Origin of the sequence: Pseudomonas sp. PS02290, assembly GCF_029960075.1 — a bacterium.
GTDB lineage: Bacteria > Pseudomonadota > Gammaproteobacteria > Pseudomonadales > Pseudomonadaceae > Aquipseudomonas.
Window position 1 is genome coordinate 1 of the sequence record NZ_JASCOY010000079.1, and the last position, 21,037, is coordinate 21,037.

Annotated in this window: 19 protein-coding genes; 7 read left to right on the plus strand and 12 right to left on the minus strand. The window is 60.7% G+C overall.

From position 1 onward, the window contains the following. Positions 1 to 184 precede the first annotated feature (184 nt). From QMX88_RS23300 to QMX88_RS23345, 10 genes are all read right to left on the minus strand, one after another. The gene (locus tag QMX88_RS23300) at positions 185 to 1,120 is read right to left on the minus strand and encodes a carbohydrate kinase family protein (protein ID WP_282372588.1); all 936 of its coding nucleotides are present in this window, start codon (positions 1,118 to 1,120) and stop codon (positions 185 to 187) included. Between the two features lie 32 nt (positions 1,121 to 1,152). Beyond that, positions 1,153 to 2,646 (minus strand): xylulokinase, encoded by a 1,494-nt coding sequence (gene xylB / locus QMX88_RS23305; RefSeq protein ID WP_282372589.1) that lies wholly within the window; start codon positions 2,644 to 2,646, stop codon positions 1,153 to 1,155. An 8-nt stretch (positions 2,647 to 2,654) separates the two neighbouring features. Then, entirely contained in the window at positions 2,655 to 4,172 is a 1,518-nt protein-coding gene (locus QMX88_RS23310; RefSeq protein ID WP_282372591.1) for a mannitol dehydrogenase family protein, read from the minus strand. A gap of 34 nt (positions 4,173 to 4,206) precedes the next feature. Further along, a complete protein-coding gene (locus QMX88_RS23315; protein WP_192172102.1) occupies positions 4,207 to 5,310 on the minus strand; it encodes an ABC transporter ATP-binding protein in 1,104 nt (367 codons plus the stop codon). 164 nt (positions 5,311 to 5,474) lie between these two features. Then, complete coding sequence (locus QMX88_RS23320; protein ID WP_065991391.1) at positions 5,475 to 6,308, minus strand: carbohydrate ABC transporter permease; 834 nt, start codon at positions 6,306 to 6,308, stop codon at positions 5,475 to 5,477. A 10-nt stretch (positions 6,309 to 6,318) separates the two neighbouring features. After that, entirely contained in the window at positions 6,319 to 7,251 is a 933-nt protein-coding gene (locus QMX88_RS23325) for a carbohydrate ABC transporter permease (protein WP_192172101.1), read from the minus strand. Positions 7,252 to 7,331: 80 nt separating this feature from the next. Beyond that, positions 7,332 to 8,654, minus strand: coding sequence for an ABC transporter substrate-binding protein (locus QMX88_RS23330; protein ID WP_192172100.1), 1,323 nt, complete (start codon positions 8,652 to 8,654; stop codon positions 7,332 to 7,334). Between the two features lie 242 nt (positions 8,655 to 8,896). Next, entirely contained in the window at positions 8,897 to 9,802 is a 906-nt protein-coding gene (locus tag QMX88_RS23335) for an AraC family transcriptional regulator (RefSeq protein WP_192172099.1), read from the minus strand. Between the two features lie 71 nt (positions 9,803 to 9,873). Beyond that, positions 9,874 to 10,194, minus strand: coding sequence for a helix-turn-helix domain-containing protein (locus QMX88_RS23340; protein ID WP_282372596.1), 321 nt, complete (start codon positions 10,192 to 10,194; stop codon positions 9,874 to 9,876). Then, on the minus strand, positions 10,187 to 10,498 hold the full coding sequence (locus QMX88_RS23345) for a type II toxin-antitoxin system RelE/ParE family toxin (RefSeq protein ID WP_282372603.1): 312 nt from the start codon (positions 10,496 to 10,498) through the stop codon (positions 10,187 to 10,189). The genes QMX88_RS23340 and QMX88_RS23345 overlap by 8 nt, the downstream gene beginning before the upstream one ends. 591 nt (positions 10,499 to 11,089) lie before the next feature. On the opposite strand from QMX88_RS23345, the gene QMX88_RS23350 reads away from it, so the two are divergent. The 3 genes from QMX88_RS23350 to cobF all read left to right on the plus strand — a co-directional run bounded on the left by QMX88_RS23350 (position 11,090) and on the right by cobF (position 12,542). Further along, entirely contained in the window at positions 11,090 to 11,272 is a 183-nt protein-coding gene (locus QMX88_RS23350) for a type II toxin-antitoxin system HicA family toxin (protein ID WP_122534807.1), read from the plus strand. A 35-nt stretch (positions 11,273 to 11,307) separates the two neighbouring features. Continuing rightward, on the plus strand, positions 11,308 to 11,709 hold the full coding sequence (locus tag QMX88_RS23355; RefSeq protein ID WP_192172097.1) for a type II toxin-antitoxin system HicB family antitoxin: 402 nt from the start codon (positions 11,308 to 11,310) through the stop codon (positions 11,707 to 11,709). A 71-nt stretch (positions 11,710 to 11,780) separates the two neighbouring features. Next, positions 11,781 to 12,542 (plus strand): precorrin-6A synthase (deacetylating), encoded by a 762-nt coding sequence (gene cobF / locus QMX88_RS23360; RefSeq protein ID WP_282372597.1) that lies wholly within the window; start codon positions 11,781 to 11,783, stop codon positions 12,540 to 12,542. Between the two features lie 10 nt (positions 12,543 to 12,552). Here the strand turns inward: cobF and QMX88_RS23365 are convergent, their stop codons facing one another. Beyond that, positions 12,553 to 13,818, minus strand: coding sequence for a glycosyltransferase (locus tag QMX88_RS23365; RefSeq protein WP_442969490.1), 1,266 nt, complete (start codon positions 13,816 to 13,818; stop codon positions 12,553 to 12,555). A gap of 28 nt (positions 13,819 to 13,846) precedes the next feature. Continuing rightward, positions 13,847 to 14,209 carry a response regulator gene (locus QMX88_RS23370; RefSeq protein WP_282372598.1) on the minus strand — a complete coding sequence of 121 codons (363 nt, stop codon included), beginning with the start codon at positions 14,207 to 14,209 and terminating at the stop codon, positions 13,847 to 13,849. Positions 14,210 to 14,479: 270 nt separating this feature from the next. Here QMX88_RS23370 and QMX88_RS23375 point away from each other — a divergent pair, with 270 nt between their 5' ends. The 4 genes from QMX88_RS23375 to QMX88_RS23390 are packed head-to-tail and all read left to right on the plus strand — an operon-like array spanning position 14,480 to position 20,645. Next, positions 14,480 to 17,989, plus strand: a complete 3,510-nt coding sequence (locus tag QMX88_RS23375) for a response regulator (RefSeq protein WP_282372599.1) — start codon at positions 14,480 to 14,482, stop codon at positions 17,987 to 17,989. A 48-nt stretch (positions 17,990 to 18,037) separates the two neighbouring features. Next, positions 18,038 to 18,856, plus strand: coding sequence for a CheR family methyltransferase (locus tag QMX88_RS23380; RefSeq protein ID WP_192172093.1), 819 nt, complete (start codon positions 18,038 to 18,040; stop codon positions 18,854 to 18,856). Beyond that, the gene (locus QMX88_RS23385) at positions 18,853 to 19,470 is read left to right on the plus strand and encodes a chemotaxis protein CheB (protein ID WP_282372601.1); all 618 of its coding nucleotides are present in this window, start codon (positions 18,853 to 18,855) and stop codon (positions 19,468 to 19,470) included. Before QMX88_RS23380 ends, QMX88_RS23385 begins: the two co-directional genes overlap by 4 nt. Beyond that, positions 19,464 to 20,645, plus strand: coding sequence for a hybrid sensor histidine kinase/response regulator (locus QMX88_RS23390; RefSeq protein WP_282372602.1), 1,182 nt, complete (start codon positions 19,464 to 19,466; stop codon positions 20,643 to 20,645). Before QMX88_RS23385 ends, QMX88_RS23390 begins: the two co-directional genes overlap by 7 nt. Positions 20,646 to 21,037 lie beyond the last annotated feature (392 nt).

Below are 21,037 nucleotides of genomic sequence, written 5' to 3' on the forward strand. Positions count from 1 at the left end.
TCCGTTCGGCGCGGGCCCACGGAGCGTCGTCGGAGTGAGGGTATTCCGACGAAGGAGGAACCCAACCAGGAGCAAGCACCCTTGGTTACTTGGGGTGCTTTTCCAAGTAACTCGCCGAAGGCGAAACAGTCTGCCCCCAGGCAGACGCCCTTGATCTTGATTTTGCTTTTAAGAGTGCTCGGCGCTAAACGACTTCCGCCCGATAGGGCAAATCCGGCCCCTCCCGCGTACAGGTCACCGCCGCTGCCGCCACCGCAAACTCCAGCATCTTCGTCAGCGTCTCCCGGTCCACGCCCGCCAGAGCAGCTGGCGCATCCAGACCCCGCTCCGTCAGAAACGCAATCAGCGCCGCCTGAAACGTATCACCGGCACCCACCGTATCCACCGTCTCCACCTTGCGCGCCGCCACCGACCACGTACCCAGCGCCCGCGTGAATATCGTCGCGCCCTCACGCCCGCGGGTCATGATCACCCACTGGCAATTGTCCTTCAGCCAGCCCTCGGCCACCGCCGCCGCGTCCTTCTGCGGATACAACAGCTCCAGGTCCTCATCACTGACCTTGATGATGTGCGCGTGCTCGGCAAACTTCGCCACCTGACCGCGCCACAGCTCGATGCTCGGCGCCGGATTCAGCCGCACGTTGGGATCGAAGGTAATCAGCCGCTTGCCGCTTTCCCGCCGAACCAGCGTCAGCAGCGCGTCGGCGATCGGCTGCACCACCAGCGAGAACGAACCCACATGCAGGCCCCGCACGCTGTCGTCCAGCGTGGGCAGACTCTCAACGCTCAGCATCCGGTCGGCACAGCCTTCGCCGCGAAAACTGTACTGCGGCGAACCGTCGGCACCCACGGCGACCATCGACAGCGTAGTCGGCGCGTCGATGTGCACGAGAAAGTCATCGCGCACGCCTTCTTCAGCCAGCACTTTCAACAGGCGCTTGCCCAGGTAATCACTGGAGATGCCGGCAAAGAACCCGGCATCGATGCCCAGCCGGCGCAGCCCCACGGCGACGTTGAACGGCGAACCGCCGGCGATGGCCTGATAACCCACTTTGTTGCTTTGTCCGCTGTCCGGCTGACAGAAAAAGTCGAACAGTGCTTCGCCACAGACCAGATACATAGTTGCTCCATAAAGGCCGACGGGGCTGTCCGTCAGAGGCCCTGCAATTGAGTGCGATAGTGCTGATAAACCGCCTGATACGCCGTAACGTGTTCGGCAACCGGCCGGGTTTCGCTGGCCGGATCGAGGCTGACGCAACGCTCGGTCAGCGCCTGCAGCGATTCGCCGTCGCCGACACCCCCGGCATCGGCGTGGGAATGACACCACGCCGCCTGAATTGCTGCGCCCAGTGCCGCCGCTTCGGTGCCGGTGGTGCAGATGACCGGCGTGTCCATGATGTCGGCGACGATCTGCCGCCAGATCGCGCTTTTAGCGCCGCCGCCGATCAGGCGGATGTTATCGCTTTTAATGCCGCTGTCACGCAACAGGTCCAGACCGTAGCGCAGCCCGAAGGTGGTGCCCTCGACCACCGCGCGGCACAGGTTGGCCTGGGTCAGGTTGGTGCTGTCCAGCCCGAGAATGCTGCCGGTGGCGTGGGGCAGGGCGGGCACGCGTTCGCCGTTGAGGAACGGCAGCACGAGCACACCCTGGGCGCCAATCGGTGAGGAGGCGACCGCCGCGTTGAAGGCGCCGATGTCCAGGGCGAACAGCTCGCGAATGGCACTGGTGGCGTTGGTCAGGTTCATGGTGCAGATCAACGGCAGCCAGCCGCCCGACGAGGAACAGAAGGTCGCCACTGACGGCTGCGCGCTGACGTTGCCGGCGTCGGCGAAGGCGTAGACCGTGCCCGATGACCCCAGGCTCATGGTGATCGAGCCCGGTGCGATATTCCCGGTGCCGATCGCGCCCATCATGTTGTCGCCGCCGCCGCTGGAGACGATGGCGTTCGGATTGAGGCCCAGCCGCTGGGCGATGGCAGGAAGAATCGTGCCCACCGGCTGATGCGCCTCGATCAGTTCCGGCAAAGCATTGACCAGCCGGCCACTGGGATCGATGTGCTGAAGAATGTCGAGGTCCCACTCGCGGGTGCGCACGTTGAAATAACCGGTGCCCGAGGCATCGCCGAACTCGCTGCAGCTGCGGCCGGTCAGCCAGTAATTGAGGTAGTCGTGGGGCAGCAGGATCTTGTCGATGCGGGCGAACAGTTCGGGAAACTGCTCTTTGCTCCACAGCAGTTTGGAGACCGTGTAGCCCGGCGCGATGGCGATACCCAAGCGCTCCAGCGAACCGGCTTCACCGCCCAGATACGCCAGCAGGCGATCATTTTCCGGGGTGGATTCGGTGTCGCACCACAGCTTCGCCGGGCGCAGCACCTGGCCTGAGTCATCGAGCATGACCAGGCCATGTTGCTGCCCGGACACACCGATGGCCTCGATGTCCGCGCCGGACACCCCAGCCTGTTGCAACGCCGCCGCCGTCGCCTGCTCGAACGCGTCGAGCCATTCCTGCACATCCTGTTCGCGGCGACCGTTGGCGCCACTGATCATGTGGTGCGCACCCGAGCCTTCGCCCAGAACCTTGCCGCTGACCGCATCCAGAACAATCGCCTTGGTGCCTTGGGTGCCGCAATCGATGCCGAGAAACATGTTCCACCTCAGACGGTTTTCGCCAACAGGTTTTCCAGGGTTTTGCTGACGCCCAGTTCTTTCAGGCTGTTCAGGTTGTGCTCGAACGATGCCACGAACTCGGCAGACTGGGGAATCGCCGCGCCGAAGATTTCTTCCACTTCAAGCAGCCGCTGAGTGACCAGCACGTCATCGGCCACCAGCGCCTTGCAGAAGTCCGCGCGCGGGTCGACCACGGTGTACGGCACGCCGTTCTCGCCGGTGAAATCGCCCGTGCGGTTGCCCTGCAGGTACAGCGCCCAGGCCGCGACCACCAGCGAGGCGCGGTCCATGTTGCCGCCGTCGAGGATCAAACGGTTGATGGTCGGCACGGTGAATTTCGGAAATTTCGACGAGCCGTCGGAGCACACCCGCTCCAACTGATCGGCGATGGCCTGATTGGAAAAGCGGTCGATCAGGGTCTGTTTGTACTCAGTCAAATCGATGCCCGGCACCGGCGCCAGTTGCGGGGTGACGTCCAGGTCCATGTAGGTGCGGATGTAGTCGACGAACAACGGGTCATTCATGGTTTCGTGGACGAAGCGATAGCCCTTCAGCGCGCCCAGATAGGTCAGCGCCAGGTGGCTGCCGTTGAGCAACTTGATTTTCATTTCTTCGTACGGGGTCACGTCGTCGGTGAACTGCACGCCGACCTTCTCCCAGGCCGGGCGGCCGTTGACGAACTTGTCTTCCAGCACCCATTGCACGAAGGGTTCGCAGACCACCGGCCAGGCGTCGTCGATGCCTTTCTGGTCATGCAGCTGCAGGCGGTGGGCGGTGCTTGTCATCGGCGTGATGCGGTCAACCATGGCGTTGGGGAAGCTGACGTTTTCAGCGATCCAGTCGTGCAGTTCCGGGTCGCGCAGCTGGGCGAAGGCGAGCAGGGCCTTGCGTGTCACGGCGCCGTTGTGCGGCAGGTTATCGCACGACATCAGGGTGAACGCCGGTGTGCCTTCCGCGCGGCGGCGGGTCAGGGCGGCGCACAGGTAACCGAACACGGTTTTTGGCGTGGCGGGGTGTTCGAGGTCGTACTGGATCTGCGGCAAGTGGCTCATGAATTCGCCGGTGCTGTCGTCGATGCAGTAGCCGCCTTCGGTGATGGTCAGCGAGACGATGCGAATGTCGGCGCTGGCGAGTTTGTCGATCAGCGCCAGGTCACTGTCGGTGGACATGAGCATCTGGCTCATGGCGCCGATCACGCGGGTTTCGGTGTCCGGGGTGTCGCCCAGTTCGAACAGCGTGTAGAGGAAGTCCTGGCCCTTCAGCGCCTCGAAGTTGCCGCGGTCTTCTTCGCGCAGGCTGACCCCGCAGATGGCCCAGTCCAGGCCTTCGCCGCTGCCTTCATTGGCGCCGAGGGACATCAGCGCATCGGTGTAAAACGCCTGGTGGGCGCGGTGGAAACCGCCGACGCCGATGTGCGCGATGCCTTGGCGGCGCTCATCGAGGGAGTAGGCGGGGATGGCAATGCCGGCGCCCAGGTTGGAGAGGTTCTGCTTGTTCAGTTTCATGACGGTGTTCCCGAATTCTGTGATGGGCGATGACTCAGGCAGCGGCCTGCAGCGCGCGGCGGATGACCTGGCCCTGGGCGTCGAACAGGTGGCAGTGCGCGCTGTTCAAGTGCAGTTTCAGGGTTTCGCCGTACTGGCTGGCCAAGTCACCGCGAATCCGCATGGTCAGCGGCTCGCCGGAAGTGGTGCGCACGTGGCAGTAGGTGTCGCTGCCGAGGCGTTCGCTGACGTCGGCGATGACGGTCAACTGGCAATCGCCTTCGTTGGCCAGCTCCAGGTGCTCGGGACGAATGCCCAGCGTTACTGAGTCGCCGACGCTCTGTTGCGCGTTGGTGAAAGGCAGCAGCACTTTCGTCCCGGCGTCCAGGGTGACTTCGCAGGCCGAGGCCTGGACGCCGCTGATGATGCCCTTGAGGAAGCCCATTTTCGGCGTGCCGAGAAAGCCCGCGACGAACAGGTTGGCCGGGTGGTGGTACAGCTCCAGCGGCGAGCCGACTTGTTCGACGCGACCGCCGTTGAGCACGACCACCTTGTCGGCCAGGGTCATGGCTTCGACCTGATCGTGGGTGACGTAGATCATCGTTGCCTGCAGCTCTTTGTGCAGGCGCGACAGCTCCAGTCGGGTCTGCACCCGCAGGGCGGCGTCGAGGTTGGACAGGGGCTCATCGAACAGGAAGATTTTCGGGTTGCGCACGATGGCGCGACCGATCGCCACCCGTTGGCGCTGACCGCCCGACAGCTGCTTGGGCTTGCGCTCCAGCAACGGGCCGAGCTCGAGGATACGCGCGGCTTCATCGACCTTTTTCTTGACCTCGGCCTTGGGTGTGCCCGCCAGGTCCAGTGCGAACGACAGATTTTTGCCAACGGTCATGTGCGGGTACAGGGCGTAGGTCTGAAACACCATCGCAAGGTCGCGCTTGGCGGGCGTCACCTGAGTGATCTCGCGGCCATCCAGCTCGATGCTGCCGCTGGTGACGTCTTCCAGGCCGGCGATCAGGCGCAGCAGGGTGGATTTGCCACAGCCCGACGGACCGACGAAGACCACGAATTCGCGATCCTTCACGTCCAGGTCGATGCCTTTGATGATCTGGTGGCCGTCAAAGCCTTTTTGCAGATTTCTGATTGTCAGGTTAGCCATGATGGGCTCCAGTTTTATTCTTCAAAATGTCGAAATCATCAACGGCGGGATCGTTCCCATGCTCTGCGTGGTAACGCCGCCCTTGACGCTCTGCGTCGGCGCTTTGGACGCGGAGCGTCCGGTCGCTGGTTACCACGCAGAGCGTGGGAACCCTCATGTTTCGGTTATTTCACGGCACCAAACGACAGACCGCGAACCAGTTGTTTCTGGCTGATCCAGCCGAAGATCAGGATCGGCGCGCAGGCCAGGGTCGACACCGCCGACAACTTGGCCCAGAACAAGCCTTCAGGGCTTGAATACGAGGCGATCAGCGCAGTCAGGGGCGCGGCATTCGATGAAGTCAAGTTCAGCGACCAGAACGCCTCGTTCCAGCACAGGATCAGTGACAGCAGCGCCGTCGAGGCCAGCCCGCCCTTGCAGATCGGGATCAGCACGCGAAAGATTTCCTGACGCGTGGTGGCGCCGTCCAGCCGCGAGGCTTCGAGAATCTCCCCGGGAATGTCCTTGAAGTAGGTGTAAATCATCCATACCACGATCGGCAGGTTGATCAGCGTGTAGATCACGATCAGCGCGATGCGCGAATCCAGCAGGCCAAAGGTCTTGGCCAGCAGGTAGATCGGCATCAGCACGCCCACCGGCGGCAGCATCTTGGTGGAGAGCATCCACAGCAGCGTGCCCTTGGTGCGCTTGGTTTCGAAAAACGCCATGGAGTAGGCCGCCGGCACCGCGATCAGCAGGCACAGGATGGTCGCGCTGAAGGAGATCAGGATCGAGTTCCAGGCGAAGTGGAAGTAGTCACTGCGCTCCTGGATGTGCAGGTAGTTTTCCAGGGTCGGCGTGAAAATGAACTGCGGCGGCGTGGCGAAGGCGTCGATCTCGGTCTTGAAGCTGGTCAGGACCATCCAGAAGATCGGGAAGAAAATCAGCGCCGCGATCAGCCACGACAAGGTGCCGAGCAGGGCACTTTGCAGGCGACGGGATTGTTTGAGCGTCATCATGGCCTTGCCCTCAAGACTTGTCGGTGAGGTTTTTGCCGATCATCCGTACCAGGATGATTGCGGCAATGTTGGCGATCACGACGGCAATCAAACCGCCTGCCGATGCCATGCCCACGTCGAATTGCAGCAGTGCCTGGTTGTAGATCAGGTACGCCAGATTGGTCGAAGCGAAGCCCGGGCCGCCATTGGTGGTGGTGAAGATTTCGGCAAACACCGAGAGCAGGAAGATCGTTTCGATCATCACCACCACGGCGATCGGGCGCGCCAGGTGCGGCAGGGTCAGGTGCCAGAAGATCGCGATCGGGCCGGCACCATCCAGACGCGCCGCTTCTTTCTGTTCCTGATCCAGGGACTGCATGGCGGTCATCAGAATCAGGATCGCGAAGGGCAGCCACTGCCACGACACAATGATGATGATCGACAGCATCGGGTAATTGGCCAGCCAGTCCACCGGCTGGGCGCCGAACAGCTTCCAGACCCAGGCGAGGATGCCGGACACCGGGTGGAAAATCAGGTTCTTCCAGATCAGCGCGCTGACCGTCGGCATGATGAAGAACGGCGAAATCAGCAGCACGCGGACGATGCCGCGACCGAGGAATTCACTGGCCTCCAGCAGCGCCGAGATCAGTACGCCGAGGATCACGCTGATGGCCAGCACGCTACCGACCAGCAACAGCGTGTTCATGGCGCCGGGCAGAAAGCCGGCGTCGGTGACGAAGAATTCGAAGTTCTCCAGCCCGACGAATTCGTTTTCGCCGGGGTTGAGCAGGTTGTAGCGGATCAGCGAAAAGTAGATGGTCATGCCCAGCGGCACGATCATCCACACCAGCAGCAACAGCACCGAAGGGCTGACCAGAAACCAGCCGGGCTTGGTGACGCTGCCTTTGACGGACGATTTGTCATCGGCCGCAGCGGTGCGTGGGGTGAGGGTTGAGGTGTTCATGTTGACTCCGAGCCGGCAGAAGCGTGAGCGTGAACGTGGGCGGCAGGCAATCGGCGCCTGCCGCCTTAAAGCAGCGGGTGTCAGCCCTTTTTCGGGTAACCCGCGCGCTTCATTTCACGCTCGGCCACGCTTTGCGCGCTGGTCAATGCCTGATCCACGCTGGAGGTGCCCACCAGTGCCGCCGAGAACTGTTGGCCGACGGAGGTGCCGATCGACTGGAACTCGGGGATGGTTACCAACTGGATGCCCACGTACGGCACCGGCTTGAGGGTCGGCGCTTTCGGCGTGACGGCCTTGAGGGATTCCAGGGTGATATTGGCGAACGGCGCGGCTTGTTTGTAGGCATCGGTGTAGGTCGATGCGCGGGTGCCTGGCGGCACATTGGACACGCCGTCTTTCTCGGCGACCAGCGCGGCGTACTCTTTGGACGTGGCCCATTCGGTGAAGGCGCGCGCGTCCTTGTCGTTCTTCGCGCTGGTCGGGATCGCCAGTGCCCATGAGTACAGCCACGCCGAGCCCTTGTCGGTCACCTCATGCGGCGCGTAGGTAAAGCCCACGCTGTCAGCCACTTTGCTCTGGGATTTGTCGGTGACGAATGAGCCGGCGACGCTGGCATCCACCCAGATTGCGCATTTGCCGCTGTTGAACAGCGCGAGGTTTTCGTTGAAACCGTTGCTGGAAGCGCCGGGCGGGCCGTCCTTCTTCATCACGTTGGTGTAGAAGGTCAGCGCGTTCTTCCATTCAGGCTGGTCGAATTGCGGCTTCCATTGTTCGTCGAACCAGCGCGCGCCAAAGGAGTTGGCGATGGTGGTGATCAGCGCCATGTTCTCGCCCCAGCCGGCCTTGCCGCGCAGGCAAATGCCGTACTGTTCCTTGGACTTGTCGGTGAGTTTGTCGGCGAATTCGGAGATCTGCGTCCAGGTCGGACGCTCCGGCATGGTCAGGCCGGCGGCCTTGAACAGGTCTTTACGGTAGTAGGTGATCGAGCTTTCTGCGTAGAACGGCAGGGCGAAGAGTTTGCCATCAACCGACAAGCCATCGCGTACCGAAGGAAACACGTCGTCCAGCGCGTAGGACGCAGGCAGGTCGTTCATTTCCTTGAGCCAGCCCTTGGCGCCCCAGAGTGAGGCTTCGTACATGCCGATGGTCAACACGTCGAACTGGCCGCCCTTGGTGGCGATGTCGGTGGTCAGGCGCTGACGCAGCACGTTCTCTTCCAGCACGACCCACTTGAGCTTGATGTCCTTGTGCTGTTCTTCGAAGGTCTTGGACAGCCGCTGCATGCGGATCATGTCGCTGTTGTTGACGGTGGCGATGGTGACTTCACCGGCTGTGGCGGTGGTGCAGAGAGACAGGAGGGTCAGACAGGTACCGGCAAGGAGAACGTTTGCAGAGGTCTTCATTTATCACTCCTCTTCTGCGTCAATGCTGACGTCAGAAGCTTGGTTATTGTTTTTGTTTCTTCCGGAGGCCAGGAAGAATGTCAGTTGATTACAGCCTTGTACGCGCTGGTTGACAAATCCTGCGGCGCACTTGAACTGATACTTTTTTGCACCGGGAATTCAGCCGGCCACGTCGTAGAACTGCGCCCGCGCATGGTGCGGGGCAGTTCCAGCGTAGTTGAAGGGTGCGAACGGGTAACGAATCAGTACAGGTTTTGTTCGGTCAGGCGCTGTACGGCGAGGCGGCGATAGTGGGAGGGAGTCATCCCTTTGAGCTTCTGGAAGCGCCGATTGAAGTTGGAGATGTTATTGAAACCCGACTCGAAGCAGACATCCGTCACCGGCCGGTCGCCGTCGGCGAGCAGTTCGCAGGACTTGCTGATGCGCAGGCGATTGACGAATTCGACAAAGCAGCGCCCGGTCGCCTGCTTGAACACCCGAGAAAAGTACGTCGGCTTCATGCCCAGGTACTCTGCCACTTCTTCCAGCGGCAACTCGCGGGCGTAGTGGGTGAAGATGTATTCCACGGCCTTGTTGGTGCGTTCCACGGCGTGATCGTCGGACAGCTGCGAGGCGGTGGTGCCCGACAACAGCTGGAAATCATCACTGGCCGCCAGCAATTCCAACAGAATGAAGAAATGCCCCAGGCGGGTCATGCCCGTGGTGTCGGCGATTTTCTGCATCAATTTGGTGGCCTGGCGGAGGGTGCGCTTGCAGCGGAATTCGATGCCGTACCGGGCGCGCTCGAGCAGTGGCGCCAGGGTCTTGAGTTCGGCGAAGACCTGATTGCCGCTTTCAAGCAGCTCTTCGGTGAAATTCACCAGCATGTCGCGCTTGGGCACGACCTCGTCTTCCTCGATCTGGCTGATCCAGTTGTGCGGCAGATTGGGGCCGGTGAGGAACAGGGTCTCAGGGTAGAAATTGCCGATGTAATCACCGACGAAGACCTTGCCGGAGCTGGCAACGATCAGGTGCAGCTCGTATTCCTTGTGGAAATGCCAGCGCACCAGCGGGCAGGGGAAACCATGCTCACGGTAGATGATCGACAGGCCATTGTGGTCGTCCATCAGCTCGTAGGAAGGTTCGGTGACTCTTGTTGTTTTGGTCATGCGTGTGCCGGTCTGGAGAGTGGCGTGGGAATAATGTGCACTATTTGCCGGGCGGAATACAGATGCGGGCGTTAAACGAAGACCACTTCAACTCGGCCTTCCTTCCGCGACGTCGGTGCAGGTTTGACCACGATCTGCACGTCACGCCCGAGGCGCGCCAGGCAATCAATCATTTTGGTCTCGCTGATGCCTCTGAACCTGCCGCGAAGCATCTCCGACACCTTGGGCTGCGGCATGCCGAGGATTTCCGCCGCTTGAATCTGGGTTAATTGACGGGTCTTCAGAATGCTGCCGATCTCTGAGGCCAGTTGAGCCTTGACCAGCATCTCCTCCGGGTTGGGGACGCCAATGTCTTTGTAGACATTGCCAGTGCCGCGTTCGATTTCAGTCATGTTTGTGTCCTGTCCAATGGGCTTCGGCAGCCATCAGCCTATTTTTAATGAGAGCAATGTCGGCTTGCGGCGTCTTGATATTTTTAGTCGATTTTTTCTGGAAACAATGCAGCACATACACCGCGTCGCCGAAACGCAATGTGTAAACCGCGCGATAGGTGTTGCCATGAAAATCCTCTACAACCTCAAGCACACCGGCGTGGCCAAAGCCCTTCAGCGGTTTGCAATGGGAATGCTTGCTTCCGGTCTGCGCGAGGTAAAGCGCATATCCCATGTCCTCTTGAACATCGGCAGGCATGGTCATAAGGTCCTTTCGACTGCTGGCCACCCAGAAAAGCGGCTTTTCAAATCCTTTTGTCATGGGGGAATCTATACCTATATGGGTATCAGGTCAAACCCCCATGCTGGCGACGAGGGTGCGGGCAGTCACTATCGCCAGCTACCCATCCAGGCGCCATTTGAGAACTGTAACCCCATGAAAACCGTCGTTTCGGCGCGATTAAAGCCGAGCACGTCCGGCCGTGCCAGTTCACTGGCGGCGCGCAGGCCGGGCTTTAGCCGGGAAGAGGCCAGTCTGAGCACCATCAATCCTGCGGTGTAACGTCCGACGCTTTCCCGGCTAAAGCCAGTCCCACTAAGTGACCGCGGTGTTCGGTAGGACCGGCTTCAGCCGGGAAGAGGCCAGTTTGAGCGCTATCAATCCTGCGGTGTGACGTCCGATGCTTTCCCGGCTAAAAGCCTGCAGTGGGTCATTGGGAAGGTCTTCCGCCAGGGAGGCCGCGAGCAGGATCGCCTCGGGACCACGTTACATACCGTCGCTTAAAAAATTCTCCGCGAAGTGGCGCATGAAAGTTCGATGTGTACTATCCACATCAGTCAACAAAGGGATAGGCTGATGCGGAGCAGGGACATGATCAGAATGGTCGAGGACGATGGTTGGTATGTGGTCGAGGTCAAAGGCAGTCATCGCCAATACAAGCACCCGTTAAAAAAGGGACGCGTCACGGTTCCTCATCCCAAGGATGACCTGCCAAAAGGGACGGTTCACAGCATATTGAAACAGGCCGGCCTCAAATGAATGTCCCAACGCGAATGAGCTCGGAAGGATAAAGCATGAAATTACCCGTCGTTTTACACAAGGATCCCGACTCGGTGTACGGCGTCACCGTGCCTGATATCTCGGGATGTTTTTCCGCTGGCGCGACCATTGGCCAGGCGCTGGACAATGTGAAAGAAGCCCTGGCGCTGCACTTTGAAGGGCTGGTCGCTGATGGCGAGGCGCTGCCGCAGCCGATGGACATCGACGCGCATATCAATAACCCGGACTATCAAGGAGGCGTGTGGGCTGTGGTCGAATTTGACGTGACGCCGTATTTTGGCCGCTCGGTGCGGTTCAATGCGACGTTGCCGGAAGTGCTGCTGGAACGCATCGATGCCCGCGTCAGGAGCGATCAACGTTACCGATCGCGTTCGGGGTTCCTGGCAACAGCGGCGTTGCGCGAGCTGCACGAATAAGTCCGCGCAATGCCGCTTAGCTGCGGCGTTGCGAGCACCTTCCGCGAACGTCTCCAGAGAACCGTCACCCCATGAAAAAAATCCTTGTGATTGGCATTGGCGCGGGCAATCCCGAGCACATTACCGTTCAGGCCATCAAGGCGCTGAATCGCACCCAGGTGTTTTTCATCCTCGACAAGGGCTACGCCAATGACGACCTGCTGGCGTTACGCCGGGACATTTGCGAGCGCTATATCGAGGGGCATGACTATCGTCTGGTGCAGGTGAGCGATTCAAAGCGCAGGGGCGATTCTTCGTCTTACCGCAGCGGAATCGAACACTGGCACGAGCAACGCGCCGTGCTGTTCGAGCAGTTGATTGCCGATGAAGTAAAGGCGGGCCAGACCGGGGCGTTTCTGGTGTGGGGCGACCCGGCGCTGTACGACAGCACGATGCGGATTCTCGACCAGGTGCTCGCCCGGGGTCGCGAGTCATTTGACTATGAAGTCATCCCCGGCATCACCAGCGTGCAGGCGCTGGCCGCCGGGCATCGCATCGGCCTGAACCGCATTGGCGAGCCGATTCACATTACCACCGGCCGGGAGCTAGCAGCGGAGCAGGGCGCGCACATCGGCAACAGCGTGGTGATGCTCGACGCCCATTGCGCTTTCGAACGGTTCGTCGATCAGGATCTGCACATCTATTGGGGCGCTTACCTGGGCACCCCTGACGAGATGCTTATTTCAGGCCCGCTGCATGATGTCAGCGCGCAGATACGTCAGGCGCGTGAAACAGCGCGAGCGCAGAAGGGCTGGATCATGGACACCTACCTGCTGCGCCGCGCCGTCCGCTAGACACAATGCCTCAAGCGTTTCTGTTTTTGGCTTCGATCCACTGCGACATGTATTGCGTGCTCTTGTGCTGATGGTGGCGAAGCATGGCGCCGGTGAAGTTGGCCGTGCGATGGGCCTGGAGCGTGTCACGCAACCCGAGGATGCGTTCGATGAGCGCGGCGCAATGGCGATCATGGCCAAAGCGCGCCGGCAGCAGTTGCCAGCCGTCCCGTTGCGCCTGTTGCCAGCGCGCCTGATCGGTGTAGAGGCTGACGGCCGCGTCGGCCAGCCCCCGCGCATCGCAGGCCACGGCGCCGGGAAACGCCAGCTCGCCGTGCATGGCTTCGGCACCGATGGGCGTGGTGACGGTCGGCGTGCCGCAGACCATGGCGTCGATGATCTTGCCCTTGATCCCCGCGCCGAATCGCAATGGTGCAAGGGAAATCCGCGCCGCGCCCATCACCTCCAGCGCGTCTTCGGCCCAGTTCATGATGTGAAACCCCTGGGCGGCGTTATGCAGCGCTGCGGCCTTGGGCGGCGTATACGCGCCGTACACATGAAGCTGAGCGGCAGGCAGTTGCGCGCGGATCAGCGGCCAGACGGTGTTTTTCAGCCACAGCACCGCATCCCAGTTCGGCGCGTGGCGGAAGTTGCCGATGGTGATGAAATGCGCCCGCTCTTCAAAGGAGCGAGCGCCATCTGGCACCTCCCTCACAAGCAGCGGTACCCAATGCAATTGGGCGGCGGGCACTGAAAACCGCTCGGTCAGCAGGCCGATTTCGACATCCGACACCATCAGGCTCAGGTCACTGCGGTGGATAGCGGCGATCTCGCGCTGGGCCAGGTCAGTGGTTGCCATCCGGGTGAACAGCTGATCCCGTGACGACTGAAAATAGTCAGTCAGGTCAGCATCTGGCTTGCCGTCGAGCCGTTCCTTGACCGCCTGATGACGGGCATGGCGCAGGCTCTGCAGGTCGGAACTCTCCAGCAGACGGATGGCGTTCGGGCAGTGTTTTTCCACCCGCCAGCCGAATTGCTCTTCCATCAGGAACTGGTCGAACAACACCACGTCGGGCTGCAGCTCACTGATGAAGGCGTCGAAGCTGCTGTGATTGAGGGCGATGGCGACTTCGGTGATGCCCAATGCGGCGAGATCGGCCTTGTGCTCGCCTTCGGTGGCGGCGCTGGCGAAGGTGATCTGCCAGCCCTGCTCGAGAAAACAGTCGATCAGTTGCATGACATGGCCGCTGGCCGCTGACGATCGCGGCTCTGGCCAGACGTAGCCGATAATCAGCACATGGATCGAGGGGCGCTGCGTCAGATGCTCAGTTGCCAAGGATGCCTTTCACCTTGTCACGCAGCTGGTCGATGGAAAACGGCTTGCCGATATTGTGCATGCCCTCCGGCACATCAACAGAATCCGCGTAGCCACTGGCGAACAGCACCGGGATGTCGGGGCGAATCTCACGTGCCCGATTTGCGAGGTCTTTACCGTTCATGTCGGGCAGGCCCAGGTCGGTCATCATCAGATCGATGGTCTGGTCAGCGTTGTTCAGAAACACAAGCGCCTCGGCGGCGTCGGCTGCTTCCACCACTGTGTACTCAAGCTCCTCGAGGACGTCGACAATCAACATCCTGACGATGTTGTCATCTTCGACCACCAGAATCGTGCGGGGTGAATCGGACATGAAAAGTTCCTTAATTAGGCAGGGAGCGCATCGCACGGCATAGGGGGTATACAGCGTTTCGCTGCGGGCGCAATTGTGACAAGTTCCGCGCCGCAACAACACGATTCAATTGAGTGTAGTGGCTTTTGGATTGCACTCAAATGTACAGTGCGAGCCCGGTTGTTCTCTATCTATTGTCAGAAAATTCAACCTTCTACGTCAGATGCTGGAGTTTTTGCCGCGATTTGCGGCAAACTCCGTCGTTTAGACGAATCCGCCTGAGCCCTTGCGATGATCACCCACTCTGCAGTCGATGAGCAACGTTTCCGCAAACTGTTAAGCCGCAACGTCAGTTTACCTTTGGCCGTCGGCGTACTGAGTGCGGCCTTCTTTGTCATTCTGATTTCCTACTTGTTGTCGGCGATCCAGTGGGTCGAACACACCGACCGGGTGATCAACAATATCAATCGCTCGCTCAAGCTCTCGGTGGACATGGAAACCGGGATGCGCGGCTTCCTGCTGACCGGGGATGAGCGTTTCCTTGACCCCTACGAAGTCGCCAAACCGGCCATCATGAGCGAGCTCCAGGGGCTTGAAGAGCTGGTCGCCGACAACCCGGATCAGGTCGACCGCTTCAAGCGCCTGGCCGCGCTGCAATCATCGTGGAACGAGTTTGCTCAGGAGATGATCACCCTGCGGCGCACCGGCGGCGACTACCAGACGCCGATCAAGGACCGTCGCGGCAAGCGCCTGGCGGACGAGATGCGTGACCAATACGAACTGGCAGCCAACGTTGAGCATCAGCTGCGACTGACACGCAACACCGACGTGACCCACACCACGGTGATGTCGGTCTCCCTGTACATAGCGTTCATTCTGATCGTCAGCGGGGTCCTTGCCTGGGTCGGCCGTCGCGACATGACCACGCTGTCCAATACCTACGCCGCGAACCTCAAGGCCCAACAGCTGGACGCGGATCGCTTGTCCCACGTCGCCTGGCTGCGCAACGGTCAGAGCGAACTGGCCGAGCAGGTCATCGGCCAGCTCACCCTCAATCTGCTGGGCCGCAACGTGCTGCATTTCTTCGCCCAATACCTGGGCGCCGTGGTGGCCGCGGTGTACGTGCGCCAGGAGCACGGCGGTCTGGTGCGCGTCGCTTCCTATGGTTTCTCCCGGGAGCAGGAGCAGCACGACCAGTCGATCTACAGCGGTGAAGGGGTGGTCGGCAAGGCGGCAGAGCAGGATCAGATCATCACCCTGGACAACGTCCCTCAGGATTACTTCAAAGTCACTTCCGGCCTGGGCGAAGGTTCGCCGCGCAGCGTCGTGGTGGTGCCGACCAGTAACGATGACCACGTCAACGGCGTGATCGAACTGGGCTTCCTTCGCGAGCTGACCCCCCGTGACCTGGAATTCCTTGAACTGGTGGCCGAGAACGTCGGCACATCCATCGAGGCGGCGCGCTACCGTCAGCGCTTGCAGGAAGTGCTCGCCGAAACCCAACAGCTCAACGAAGAGCTCCAGGTGCAGCAGGAAGAACTGCGCACCGCCAACGAAGAGCTGGAAGAGCAGTCGCGGATCCTCAAGGAATCCCAGGCCCACCTGGAAACCCAGCAGGCGGAGCTTGAGCAGACCAACGAGCAGTTGGCCGAGCAGGGCAAGGCACTCGCTGACCAGCGTGACGCCCTGGACCGCAATAACGAAGAATTGCACATCGCCCAGATTGAGCTGGAAGCCCGCGCCGACGAGTTGCAGCGCTCCAGCAAATACAAATCCGAATTCCTCGCCAACATGTCCCACGAGCTGCGCACGCCGCTCAACAGCTCGCTGATTTTGGCCAAGCTGCTGGCGGAAAACCCCCAGGACAACCTCTCCGAAGAGCAAGTCAAGTTCGCAGAATCGATCTACTCGGCCGGCAACGATTTGCTCAACCTGATCAACGACATCTTGGATATTTCCAAGGTTGAGGCCGGCAAGCTGGACATGCGTCCGGAAAACAGCAGCGTCAGCCGTCTGGTGGACGGCCTGCGCATGACCTTCGAACCGCTGGCGGCCGAGAAGAAGCTGGAATTCTCGGTGGAGATTCAGTCGGGCACGCCGGTGTCGCTGTACACCGATCGCCAGCGCCTGGAGCAGATCCTCAAGAACCTGCTGTCCAACGCGATCAAGTTCACCGAAAGCGGCGCGGTCAGCCTGACCGTGTCGCGGCAGCCCGGCGAAGGCGTCGCCTTCACCGTTCGAGACTCTGGCATCGGCATCGCCGAGGAGCAGCAGGAAAGTATTTTCGAAGCGTTCCGTCAGGCCGATGGCACGACCAATCGCCGCTACGGCGGCACCGGCCTGGGGCTGTCCATTTCCCGGGATCTGGCGCGCCTGCTTGGCGGTTCGATCAGCGTCACCAGCGCGCCGGGGCAGGGCAGTATTTTCACCCTGGTGCTGCCGGAAGAGTACGTTGAGCAGGAGCCTTCGCAGTACGCCGAGGCGCCCGTGGTTGCCGTGCAGCCTGCGCCCGTTGTGGCGCGCGTCACCCCACCGACGCCAACTCCCGCCCGGTCTGCACCTCCCGCAGCGCCGATTCCGCGTTTTGCCGATGACCGTGAAAAAGCCCCGTTCAGTAAACGCTGCATTCTGGTGATCGAAGACGAAGTCCGCTTTGCCCAGATCCTCTATGACCTGGCCCATGAGCTGGGCTACAACTGCCTGGTGGCCCACGCCGCCGACGAAGGCTTCGATCTGGCGTCCACTTTCGTGCCGGATGCGGTCCTGCTGGACATGCGCCTGCCGGACCATTCCGGCCTGACGGTGCTGCAACGCCTGAAGGAGCTGCCGAGCACCCGGCACATCCCGGTGCACGTGATTTCCGTCGAAGACCGTCAGGAAGCCGCGCTGCAAATGGGCGCTATTGGCTACGCCGTGAAGCCGACCACCCGCGAGGAACTCAAGGACGTCTTCGCCCGCCTCGAAGCGAAGCTGACGCAGAAGGTCAAACGCATTCTGCTGGTGGAAGACGATGCTTTGCAGCGTGACAGCATCGCGCGTTTGATCGGCGACGACGACATCGAGATCACCGCGGTCGGGTTCGCTCAGGATGCCCTCGACCTGCTGCGCGACAACGCCTACGACTGCATGATCATCGACCTGAAACTGCCGGACATGCTCGGCAACGAGCTGCTCAAGCGCATGTCCACCGACGAGATCTGCGCCTTCCCGCCGGTCATCGTCTACACCGGGCGCAACCTGACCCGGGACGAAGAAGCCGAGCTGCTGAAGTACTCGCGCACCATCATCATCAAAGGTGCGCGCTCGCCGGAGCGCCTGCTCGATGAGGTGACGCTGTTCCTGCACAAGGTCGAGTCGCAGCTGTCGAACGAGCGCCAGAAGATGCTCAAGACCGCGCGCAGTCGCGACCGCGTGTTCGAAGGGCGCAAGATTCTGGTGGTCGACGACGACGTGCGCAACATCTTCGCCCTGACCAGCGCGCTGGAGCACAAGGGCGCGATCGTCGAAGTCGGGCGCAATGGACTGGAAGCGATCGAGAAACTCAATACCGTCGATGACATCGACCTGGTGCTGATGGACGTGATGATGCCGGAAATGGACGGCTACGAAGCCACCATCGAGATCCGCAAGAACCCCCGCTGGCGCAAGCTGCCGATCATTGCCGTGACCGCCAAGGCCATGAAAGATGACCAGGATCGCTGCCTGGAGGCGGGTTCGAATGACTATCTGGCCAAGCCGATCGATCTGGACCGGCTGTTTTCGCTGATTCGCGTGTGGCTGCCGAAGATGGAACGTATCTGAATGGATCGGATCAATTGACCGCCCGTTGCCCGACCATGAGTGTTGCCGATGCCTGAACGAGACGCCGATATCGAGTTGCGCTTGCTGATTGAAGCGATCTACTTGAAGTACAGCTACGATTTCCGCGATTACTCGGGGGCGTCGGTGAAACGACGGGTCACCCACGCGTTGCGTCAGTTTGAACTGAAGACCATTTCCGCGTTGCAGGAGCGCGTGCTGCATGACCCTTCGGCGTTCATGCAGCTGCTGCAGTTCCTGACGATTCCGGTCAGCGAGATGTTCCGCGACCCGACGCACTTCCTGGCCATCCGCGAAGAAGTCGTGCCGTTGCTGAAGACCTACCCGTCGGTGAAAATCTGGATAGCCGGGTGCAGCACCGGGGAGGAGGTCTACTCGATGGCGATCCTGCTGCGCGAGGAAGGGCTGCTTGAACGCACGATCATCTACGCCACTGACATCAATCCCCATTCCCTGGAGAAAGCCAAGCAGGGCATCTTCTCCATGGAAAACATGCGCGGCTACAACGAGAACTACCTGAAAGCCGGCGGCAAGCGGCTGTTTTCCGAGTACTACACTGCGGCCTACGATTACGCGATCTTCGACAAGACCCTGCGTGAGAACGTGACCTTTGCCGACCACAGCCTGGCAACCGACAGCGTGTTCTCCGAGACCCAGTTGATTTCCTGCCGAAACGTGCTGATCTATTTCAACAAGAAGCTGCAGGACCGCGCGTTCGGGCTGTTCCATGAGTCCCTGTGCCACCGCGGCTTCCTCGTGCTGGGCAGCAAGGAAACCCTCGACTTTTCCGGGTACAAAAACCAGTTCGACCCTCTGGTCAAACACGAGCGGATCTACCGCAAATCATGAGAACGTCGTTTCCCGGCAACACCCCGGAGCAGCCCGCGCTGCCGGCGGTGGACGCGATTGTGGTCGGCGCATCCGCCGGTGGTGTCGAAGCGCTGCTGAAGATTTTCCGTACGCTGCCCAGAGGCTTTCGCTTGCCGATCCTCGCGGTGCTCCACGTGCCGGACCAGCGTCGCAGTCAGTTGGCCGAGGTTTTTGCCGTGAACCTGGCGATCCCGGTCAAGGAAGCGGACGATAAAGAAACCATCAAGCCCGGCACGCTGTATTTCGCCGGGCCGAGTTATCACCTGTCGATCGAGAAAGATTTCAGTCTGTCCTTGAGTCAGGAGGAACGGGTGCATCATTCGCGCCCGAGCATCGACATCCTGTTCGAATCGGCTGCAGACGCCTATGGTGAACGGCTGGCAGGCGTGTTGCTGACCGGTGCAAACAGCGATGGCGCGCGCGGCACGGCACGAATCAAGGAGTACGGTGGTCTGACCGTGGTCCAGGACCCGGCCCAGGCGCTCGCGCGGGCCATGCCCGAAGCGGCGCTTGCCCTTCATACGCCGGATTTTCTATTGCCTTTGCCCGACATTGGGTCCTTGCTTGTCGAGCTGGAACGAATTGCATGCTGAGTGAAATCAAAGCCAAACTGCTGATCGTGGATGATCTGCCTGAGAACCTGCTCGCCCTCGAAGCGCTGATCAAGCGCGAGGACCGTCAGGTGTTCAAGGCGTTGTCCGCAGACGAGGCGTTGTCGTTGTTGCTCGAGCACGAGTTTGCGATGGCGATTCTCGACGTGCAGATGCCGGGGATGAACGGCTTCGAACTCGCCGAGCTGATGCGCAGCACCGAGAAGACCAAGAACATTCCCATCGTGTTCGTCAGTGCCGCCGGGCGCGAGCTGAATTACGCGTTCAAGGGCTATGAAAGCGGTGCCGTGGATTTCCTGCACAAGCCCCTCGACATTCATGCGGTGAAGAGCAAGGTCAACGTCTTCGTCGATTTGTATCGCCAGCGCAAGGCCCTGAAGCAGCAGCTCGAAGAGCTCGAACGCAGCCGCGCGGAGCAGGAAGCGCTGATGCGCGAGCTGAAATCGACGCAGAGCGAGCTGGAGCGTGCGATCCGCATGCGCGATGACTTTATGTCGATCGTCTCCCACGAGGTGCGCACGCCGCTCAACGGCCTGATTCTCGAAACCCAGCTGCGCAAGTTGCACCTGGCCAAGGACAACGCGTCGGCGTTCACCATGGAAAAGCTCCGGGCCATGGTGGATCGCGATGAGCGGCAGATCCAGAGTCTGATACGGCTGATCGAAGACATGCTCGATGTGTCGCGGATTCGTACGGGCAAGTTGTCGATTCGTACCAGTCCATTTGATTTGTCGGAGCTGGTGGTCAATCTGGTGGAAAGCTATTCCGCGCAGATCGCCGCCGCCGGCAGTGTGGTGACGCTTCACGCTGACACGCCGGTGATTGGGGTATGGGATGAGTTTCGCATCGAGCAGGTGGTGGCGAATTTGTTGACCAACGCGTTGCGCTACGGCGCGCATAAGCCGATCGAGTTGCGGGTGTACAGCGAGGCTGGCGAGGCGCGGGTGGAGGTGCGCGATCACGGGATCGGGATCAGCGCGGAAAACCAGAAGCGTATTTTTCAGCAGTTCGAGCGGGTCGCGGCCAGTCATGCGGTGGCGGGGCTTGGTTTGGGGCTGTTCATTTCCGATCAGATTGTCAGCGCTCATGGCGGGCGGATCAGTGTCGAGAGCGAGGAAGGGTCGGGGTCGATGTTTCGGGTATCGCTGCCGCTCTGATCAAGATCTCTAAGATCAAGATCACAAGCGTCTGCCTGGGGGCAGACTGTTTCGCCTTCGGCGAGTTACTTGATAAAGCCCCAAGTAACTAAGGGCTTGTGCTCCTGGTTGGGCTCCTCCTTCGTCGGAGTACCTTCACTCCGGTCCCGCTCCGTGGGCCTGCGCCGAACGGACATCCCTGTCCTGACGGCGCTCTCGCCGCATCCATGCGGCTCGGCCCACTCCGCGAAACCTCCGTTCAGCCTGCACCCAAGTCGCGTTTGGTGTCGTCTGGGCTTCCTGCGTCTGAAGATCAAAATCAACGGCAACGGCAACGGCAACGGCAACGGCTTCCCGGCTAAAGCCGGTCCCACTAAACACAAGCGCTGCTGTTAGTGGGACCGGCTTTAGCC

Coding starts and splice junctions, on each gene's coding strand:
- QMX88_RS23345 (WP_282372603.1), bottom strand. CDS start 10,498: ATGACCATGCCTGCCGATGTTCAAGAGGACATGGGATATGCGCTTTAC.
- QMX88_RS23370 (WP_282372598.1), bottom strand. CDS start 14,209: ATGTCCGATTCACCCCGCACGATTCTGGTGGTCGAAGATGACAACATC.
- QMX88_RS23380 (WP_192172093.1), top strand. CDS start 18,038: ATGCCTGAACGAGACGCCGATATCGAGTTGCGCTTGCTGATTGAAGCG.
- QMX88_RS23390 (WP_282372602.1), top strand. CDS start 19,464: ATGCTGAGTGAAATCAAAGCCAAACTGCTGATCGTGGATGATCTGCCT.
- cobF (WP_282372597.1), top strand. CDS start 11,781: ATGAAAAAAATCCTTGTGATTGGCATTGGCGCGGGCAATCCCGAGCAC.
- QMX88_RS23310 (WP_282372591.1), bottom strand. CDS start 4,172: ATGAAACTGAACAAGCAGAACCTCTCCAACCTGGGCGCCGGCATTGCC.
- QMX88_RS23350 (WP_122534807.1), top strand. CDS start 11,090: ATGCGGAGCAGGGACATGATCAGAATGGTCGAGGACGATGGTTGGTAT.
- QMX88_RS23325 (WP_192172101.1), bottom strand. CDS start 7,251: ATGAACACCTCAACCCTCACCCCACGCACCGCTGCGGCCGATGACAAA.
- QMX88_RS23375 (WP_282372599.1), top strand. CDS start 14,480: ATGATCACCCACTCTGCAGTCGATGAGCAACGTTTCCGCAAACTGTTA.
- QMX88_RS23320 (WP_065991391.1), bottom strand. CDS start 6,308: ATGATGACGCTCAAACAATCCCGTCGCCTGCAAAGTGCCCTGCTCGGC.
- QMX88_RS23355 (WP_192172097.1), top strand. CDS start 11,308: ATGAAATTACCCGTCGTTTTACACAAGGATCCCGACTCGGTGTACGGC.
- QMX88_RS23385 (WP_282372601.1), top strand. CDS start 18,853: ATGAGAACGTCGTTTCCCGGCAACACCCCGGAGCAGCCCGCGCTGCCG.
- QMX88_RS23300 (WP_282372588.1), bottom strand. CDS start 1,120: ATGTATCTGGTCTGTGGCGAAGCACTGTTCGACTTTTTCTGTCAGCCG.
- QMX88_RS23340 (WP_282372596.1), bottom strand. CDS start 10,194: ATGACTGAAATCGAACGCGGCACTGGCAATGTCTACAAAGACATTGGC.
- xylB (WP_282372589.1), bottom strand. CDS start 2,646: ATGTTTCTCGGCATCGATTGCGGCACCCAAGGCACCAAGGCGATTGTT.
- QMX88_RS23335 (WP_192172099.1), bottom strand. CDS start 9,802: ATGACCAAAACAACAAGAGTCACCGAACCTTCCTACGAGCTGATGGAC.
- QMX88_RS23330 (WP_192172100.1), bottom strand. CDS start 8,654: ATGAAGACCTCTGCAAACGTTCTCCTTGCCGGTACCTGTCTGACCCTC.
- QMX88_RS23315 (WP_192172102.1), bottom strand. CDS start 5,310: ATGGCTAACCTGACAATCAGAAATCTGCAAAAAGGCTTTGACGGCCAC.